5 protein-coding genes and 1 pseudogene are annotated in these 5,898 nt (G+C 69.9%); all 6 read left to right on the top strand.

The window, feature by feature from the left end:
* A pseudogene (locus ACFWU6_RS33405) lies at window positions 1-100 on the top strand (IS481 family transposase); the annotation flags it as partial.
* A gap of 357 nt (window positions 101-457) precedes the next feature.
* Window positions 458-1,156: an ATP-binding protein gene (locus ACFWU6_RS33410; RefSeq protein WP_383985217.1), complete on the top strand. Its 699-nt coding sequence runs from the start codon at window positions 458-460 to the stop codon at window positions 1,154-1,156.
* Between the two features lie 862 nt (window positions 1,157-2,018).
* The gene (locus ACFWU6_RS33415) at window positions 2,019-2,585 is read left to right on the top strand and encodes a MobC family plasmid mobilization relaxosome protein (RefSeq protein WP_383985219.1); all 567 of its coding nucleotides are present in this window, start codon (window positions 2,019-2,021) and stop codon (window positions 2,583-2,585) included.
* Entirely contained in the window at window positions 2,582-4,282 is a 1,701-nt protein-coding gene (locus tag ACFWU6_RS33420) for a relaxase/mobilization nuclease domain-containing protein (RefSeq protein ID WP_383985222.1), read from the top strand. The genes ACFWU6_RS33415 and ACFWU6_RS33420 overlap by 4 nt, the downstream gene beginning before the upstream one ends.
* A 227-nt stretch (window positions 4,283-4,509) precedes the next feature.
* Window positions 4,510-5,178, top strand: a complete 669-nt coding sequence (locus ACFWU6_RS33425) for a hypothetical protein (RefSeq protein WP_383985225.1) — start codon at window positions 4,510-4,512, stop codon at window positions 5,176-5,178.
* Window positions 5,179-5,434: 256 nt separating this feature from the next.
* Window positions 5,435-5,818, top strand: a complete 384-nt coding sequence (locus tag ACFWU6_RS33430) for a hypothetical protein (protein WP_383985228.1) — start codon at window positions 5,435-5,437, stop codon at window positions 5,816-5,818.
* Window positions 5,819-5,898: the final 80 nt, after the last annotated feature.

The raw sequence follows: 5,898 nt of genomic DNA on the forward strand, positions 1-5,898 counted from the left end.
AGACTTCCTCCACACCTACAACCACCACCGCTGCCACACCGCACTCGACGGCAAGCCACCCATCAGCCGTGTGAACAACGCTGCGGGTCAATACATCTAGGACCTAGGAACGTGGATCTAGGATCAACTCCGTTGGGGGGCGCGAGCGCCCCACCACCCGACACTGTCTCCCCCCCCAACTCGTCGCCGAGTACGCCGCCGCGTGCACCAACCGGCCGCCCGCCGCCGTACTGGGCCAACTCGGCAAGGCCGTCGGCAAGCTCCTCGCCGAGCCCATCGACCCCGCTCACATCCGCGCCGGGCTGGCCCGGCTTCGGGAGAAGGCCCTGCACCCAAGTGTGCTGCCCAGCCTGGTCAACGAGGCGATGAACCCGCCACAGCGGCGTCCCAATGGCCACCAGGCCCACCGGCCTTACGCCAACCCCGCCGACGCCGAAGCCGCCTACGGAGGTGCCCTGTGACGACAGCGACCCGTGAACCCCAGCGTGCCGGGCTCCTGGCGGCCCGCCTGAACGCGATCCTCGCCGCAAAGGGCATCGATCCCGACGCGGCCCCCGCCCAGCCCGTAGCGGAGCCGGTGACGGCGCTGGAGCTGGCCGACCGGCGGATCCCTCCCCGCTACCGGGAGGCCACCGCCACGGACCCCGCCGTGCGCGCCTGGGCAGAGAACGTCGCAGGCATGGGCAGTGTGGGCCCCGGCGACACACGGGGCATCTCGTACGGGCCTTCTCTGCTGATCGCCGGCCCCACCGGCAGCGGCAAGACCCACCAGGCCTACGGAGCCGTCCGCTCGCTCCTCGGCGCAGGCGTCCGGCTCCGCTGGCAGGCGGTGACCTCCGCCGACCTGCACGCCCAGTTCCGCCCGCGCCCCAACCACGACCCCGAGCGGGAGATCCAGGAACTCGGCCGGTGCCCGCTGCTGATCCTGGACGACCTCGGCGCGGCCAAGCAGTCCGAGTGGACCGAGGAGCTGACGTACCGGCTGATCAACCGCCGCTACACCGAGATGCTTCCGACGCTGATCACCACCAACCTCCCCACCGAGGAGCTGCGCAGCGCGGTCGGGGACCGCGTCGCCTCCCGCCTCGCCGAGATGACTACCCGCGTCATCCTGACCGGCCCTGACCGCCGCCGCACACCCCCGCTGGCCGCCTGACGACTACGGTCCCCCATCCGCCACGGTCCCGGTGACCCTTGGGGACCGTCCTATCGCAACGTTTCGGTCCCACCGGAGCGGGACCGTCCCCAAATCCACACCTCGGTCCCGCCAAGGGGACCGTCCCCAGACGATCGGGGACGGTCCCGGATTGCCGCCCGGCGACGGGGACCGTCCCCGCAACCACCACGGTCCCCGGCGAAGGACATGGGGACGGTCCCCACATCGGGACCGTCCCGGAATGCTTTTCCGCAGGTCAGATGGCCTAGAGGTGACTCGGTCCCCAATTGCCCGCCCGACATCCCCAGATGGTGGGGACCGTCGTGATGGTCCCCACCATCTGGGGACCGTCCCCATGTCCGATCGGGGACCGTGAGGTCATCGGATTCCGGGACGGGAGGGGACCGGTTCCCCACCGCGTCCACGGGGACGGTCCCCGGTTCGGTCCCCGAGCCTTCTCCCGCGGTCCCGGGCTCGAGACGGTCCCCCAATTCCTTCCGGTCCCAGTTCGGCACGGTCCCCGATTCCCCTGATCCCGGTGGTCCGCGGCGGCCCGGTCCCCGAAGGGCTGCGGGGACCGGCCCCGCACGCCTCGCCCGGGGGACCAGCCAGCCGCCCACTCCACGCCCCGGTACGCGCTTGCCCCGAGACCGCCAGGCGACCACCCCACTCACCTCACCCCGCAGGAGAACGACCCATGACACTGGCCCCGGAGCACAACGACGACACACCCGCACCGCCTTCGAAGTCATCTACGCTGATGGACCATTGGCGGCGCGCGTTCGGAATGACGGCCCCTGGCGGAGCCAGTAGTACCCCGAGTCCGACTCAAGGCCGGTCTTCGGGGGTCTCCGCCCCGGGGGTGGCGGAGACGGCCCAGTGCCAGGGGGCGCCGGACCGTGAGGCCGGGTCCGAGGGCGGCCCCGACCAGGACACACTCCACGCCGTCCAGCGCGACATCCTCCACGCCGAACGCAACGCCGAGCCCGCCGCCAGCGGCGGCGAGCCGACGGTCAAGAGCGCCCAGCCCACGATCCGCCGCTTCACCGGCAACAAGCGCGGCGACCGCGTCGGCCCCCTGCGCTTCACCGACGACGAACACCCCCGCCTCCAAGAGGCAGCCGCCGAGCACGGCTACAAGGGCGAATCCGGCTTCGGCGCCGACATCGTCCTCGCCTTCATCAACGGCCGGTTCACCGCCAACCTGCCCCTGTCCGAGGACCGCCGCCGCACGCACGTCTTCCGCGCCCAAGTCCTGCGCCAGTGCAACCGCATCGGCGTCAACGTCAACCAGATCGCCCGCGCCCTGAACAGCGACCTCACCCCGCCCGACATACGCCAGCGCCTCGACGAACTCCACGACCTACTCACCCTGATCGCCGAGACCCTGCGCGAGCCCGCCAACCCGCAGGAGGTCCGACAGCCGTGATCGCCGCCATCAAGCCCTCCGGCGCCAACACCCGCGGACTGCTCGCCTACCTCTACGGCCCCGGCCGCCACGACGAGCACACCGACCCGCACATCGTGTCCGGCTTCGCCATGCTCGCCATGCCCGACCCCGGCCGCCACGAGAACGCCACCCTCACCCACCTCGCCCGCTACCTCGACGAACCCGTACGCCTCCGCAACAGTGAGTTCGGCAAGAAGATCACCGACCACGTCTGGCACTGCCCCGTCCGCGCAGCCCCCGAAGACCGCCACCTCTCCGACGCCGAGTGGGGCGAGATCGCCCAGCGCATCGTCGCCGCGGCCAGCATCGCCCCCGAAGGCGACGACCTGGCCTGCCGCTGGATCGCCGTACGCCACGCCGACGACCACATCCACATCCTCGCCACCACCGTCCGCGAGGACGGCCGCCGCCCCAAACTCCACGACAGCGGCATCCGCGTCGGCGACGCATCCCGGCAAATCGAGAAGGACTACGGCCTGCGCCGCCTGAAGAAGGGCGACCGCACCGGGACCCGCGCCCCCACCCAGGCCGAGATGCACAAGGCCGAACGGCTCGGCTGGGAGCAAACGAGCCGCGAATGGCTCCAGGACCGCATCCGCGCCGCCATCCCCCACGCCCGCACGGCCGAGGAACTCCTCGCCTACCTCGAAACCGACGGCATCGCGGTCAAGGCCCGGCGCGGCCCCTCCGGAGACCTCCTCGGCTACGCCGCAGGCCGCCCCGGCGACCTCAACAAGGACGGCGAACAGATCTTCCACCCCGGCGGGAAGATCGCCCCCGACCTCACCCTCCCCAAACTCCGCGACCGCCTCGAAGCCGGCCAGCCCGAGGAACACCCCACCGCCCGCCGCAACCAGCCCGCCACCCCTTGGCACCAGGCCACCGAAGCCCTCGACACCTTCCGCACCGACCTCACCGACGACACCCACGCCCAGGCACACATCACCGCCCTCGGCGAACTCCTCGAAGCCACCGCCCAAAAGTCCCCCACACACCTCCGCACCGAACTCCAGTCCGCATCGAGGACGTTCGCACGCGCCCAGCGCTCCCAGATCCGGGCAGAAGACCGCGCCGCCCACGCCATCCGCAACGCGGCCCGCGACATCGTCCACACCGCCACCGGCCCCGACGGCAGCGCCCTCGCAGCCCTCATCGCAGCCCTCCTGTGGGCTGGGATCATCGCCGGCCGCTGGCACGAGGCCAAGGGCCACGCTTACCAGGCCGACGCCGCCCGCCAAGCCCTCCACCACCTGCAGGCAGCCGCCGAGCAAGCCCTCACATCCACGCTCGTCGTACTCGAACAGCGTCAGCCGAGGGAGGAAGCCCGCCGGACCCTCGCCCGCGACGTACGCGCCGCCGTCCCCGAGCAGGCCGACCGAATCCTCACCGACCCCAGCTGGCCCGCCCTCGCCGCCCTCCTGGCCGACGCCGAAGCCCGAGGCCACCAACCCCACCAGCTCCTAAAGGAGGCCGCAGCCAAGCGCGAACTGGCCACAACCCGCCGACCCGCCCGCGTCCTGATCACCCGCCTCCAGCACACCAGCCGCAACCCCAGCCCCAACCCCCGCGCCGAAGCCGCCCGCCGACGCACAACGGCATCGTGGACCGGCCAGCTGGGACACGGCACGCAGCCGCCCGCCGTGCCCGCGACCCCGCCGAACCGTCCCCGACTCTGAGCCCCAAGCGCCCTGCTCGGATCCCCGTTCTCCACCCTCCGCCAGCCGAGGCTCTCCATACAGGACAGCCGACCAGCCGACGTGATGCACCGCTACGCACACGCGAAGCCGCTCGTGCGCGCACGACAGGGCCGACAGATATAGCCGACGATCCCCGGTCAGCCAAACCGGGGATTCTCCAGACCATGGATACACCAACCCCACCCGCCCCCTTAGGGAGCAGCTCCATGCCCGCAGTCACCCCTCGCCCAGACGTCATGGCCCTGCTGTTCGACACAGATTTCAAGCGCCCAGCGGATTCCCTCGTCTTCCGCCACCTCGACGGACGCCTCTTCACCGAGGAGGAACAGGCCATCGTCCGCAACGCCACCATCGAAGAACTCCAGGCCGCAGGCGTCCACGTCCACAACCCCGAAGCCCAAGTCGAGGCAGAGGCAGCCGCGACCACACTGGCAGAGCTCCTACTCAAGTACGCCGTCAAGCACCACCGAACCCTCGCCGCCCTCATGACCGACGAAGACCTCATCGAGTACGACCGATTGGGCGTCGTCGTCGCTGCGGGACAGGTTCATCCCGCACGACTGAGCACAAGGGCAGGACGCCCATACAGGGCCTCGACCGGCGGCTGGGAGAGCCTCCCAGCCGCCGTCCGCACTGCTCGGTGCAACCCGATCATGTTGCGATATCGGCGCCTGCGCCCCGGGCATCTCCTCGCGACCGCACCTGTCCGACAAGCGCACTGTGCCTCCGGTGTTCCATCCGCCGAGATCCGGCGGCAGCCGAGGTGCGGAAGAGAGATTCGGGAAGGACGACGGAGGAGTCGTCCTGCTGCTGGCACTGTTCGAGGAGTGCGGCCGATGGGCAGGCTGGAGCCGTTGAGGGTGGCGACGAGCTAGCCGTCAGCCCTCGGTACCTACGCCTCCCGCGAGCCAGCAACACCAACACCGCCGATAGCCACGGTCGCAGCCGTCGGGAGCGGCTTCACAGTGCGCCCCGGCGGTTCGCGGAGACACAGCCAATCAGAGCGAGTACCCGATCGGCTTTGACCGAACCCCAGTAGTTGACCGACCAACGTGCGCAAGTGTTGTCATTAGGCGAAAGGGAACAGGCTCTTCCCCTACTGCCCGATCCTCCGCGGTTACGGTGCCGCCCATGCGCGAGGTCGAATACGAGAGCCACGGCGTCCCACTTGAGGACTACCAGCTCACGCGACGTGACCACCAATGGCAGAAGGAGCTGGAGGGGATCTGCGACCTTGCCAGTCGACGCGTCGATGAACACCTTGCCGAGGTGCGAGCGAACCCCGAAATGGTGGAGCGCCAGCGGGAGCACCTGGAGGAGGTCTGCAGGCTGATGCTGTCCTTCAAGACACCGGAATACATGATCATGCGGTGGCGGGTTCGGCTCTACTGCGGGCACATCGCCGAGACCTCGCGTCACTGCGAGAACGCCGAACCCAGCCGCAAGATTCGCTGCCCGGAATGCGGGAGGAATCCATCGACGATCGTGGCCTTCGAGCCTCTAGGGCCTGTGTGATGTTGTGATCATTGGGCGGTCTTGAGCAGGTCGTCGATCCAGATCATTGCGGCGCGGAGGTGGAGGCCGGCGAGGTAGCT

The organism is Streptomyces sp. NPDC058674 (assembly GCF_042716505.1).
GTDB lineage: Bacteria > Actinomycetota > Actinomycetes > Streptomycetales > Streptomycetaceae > Streptomyces.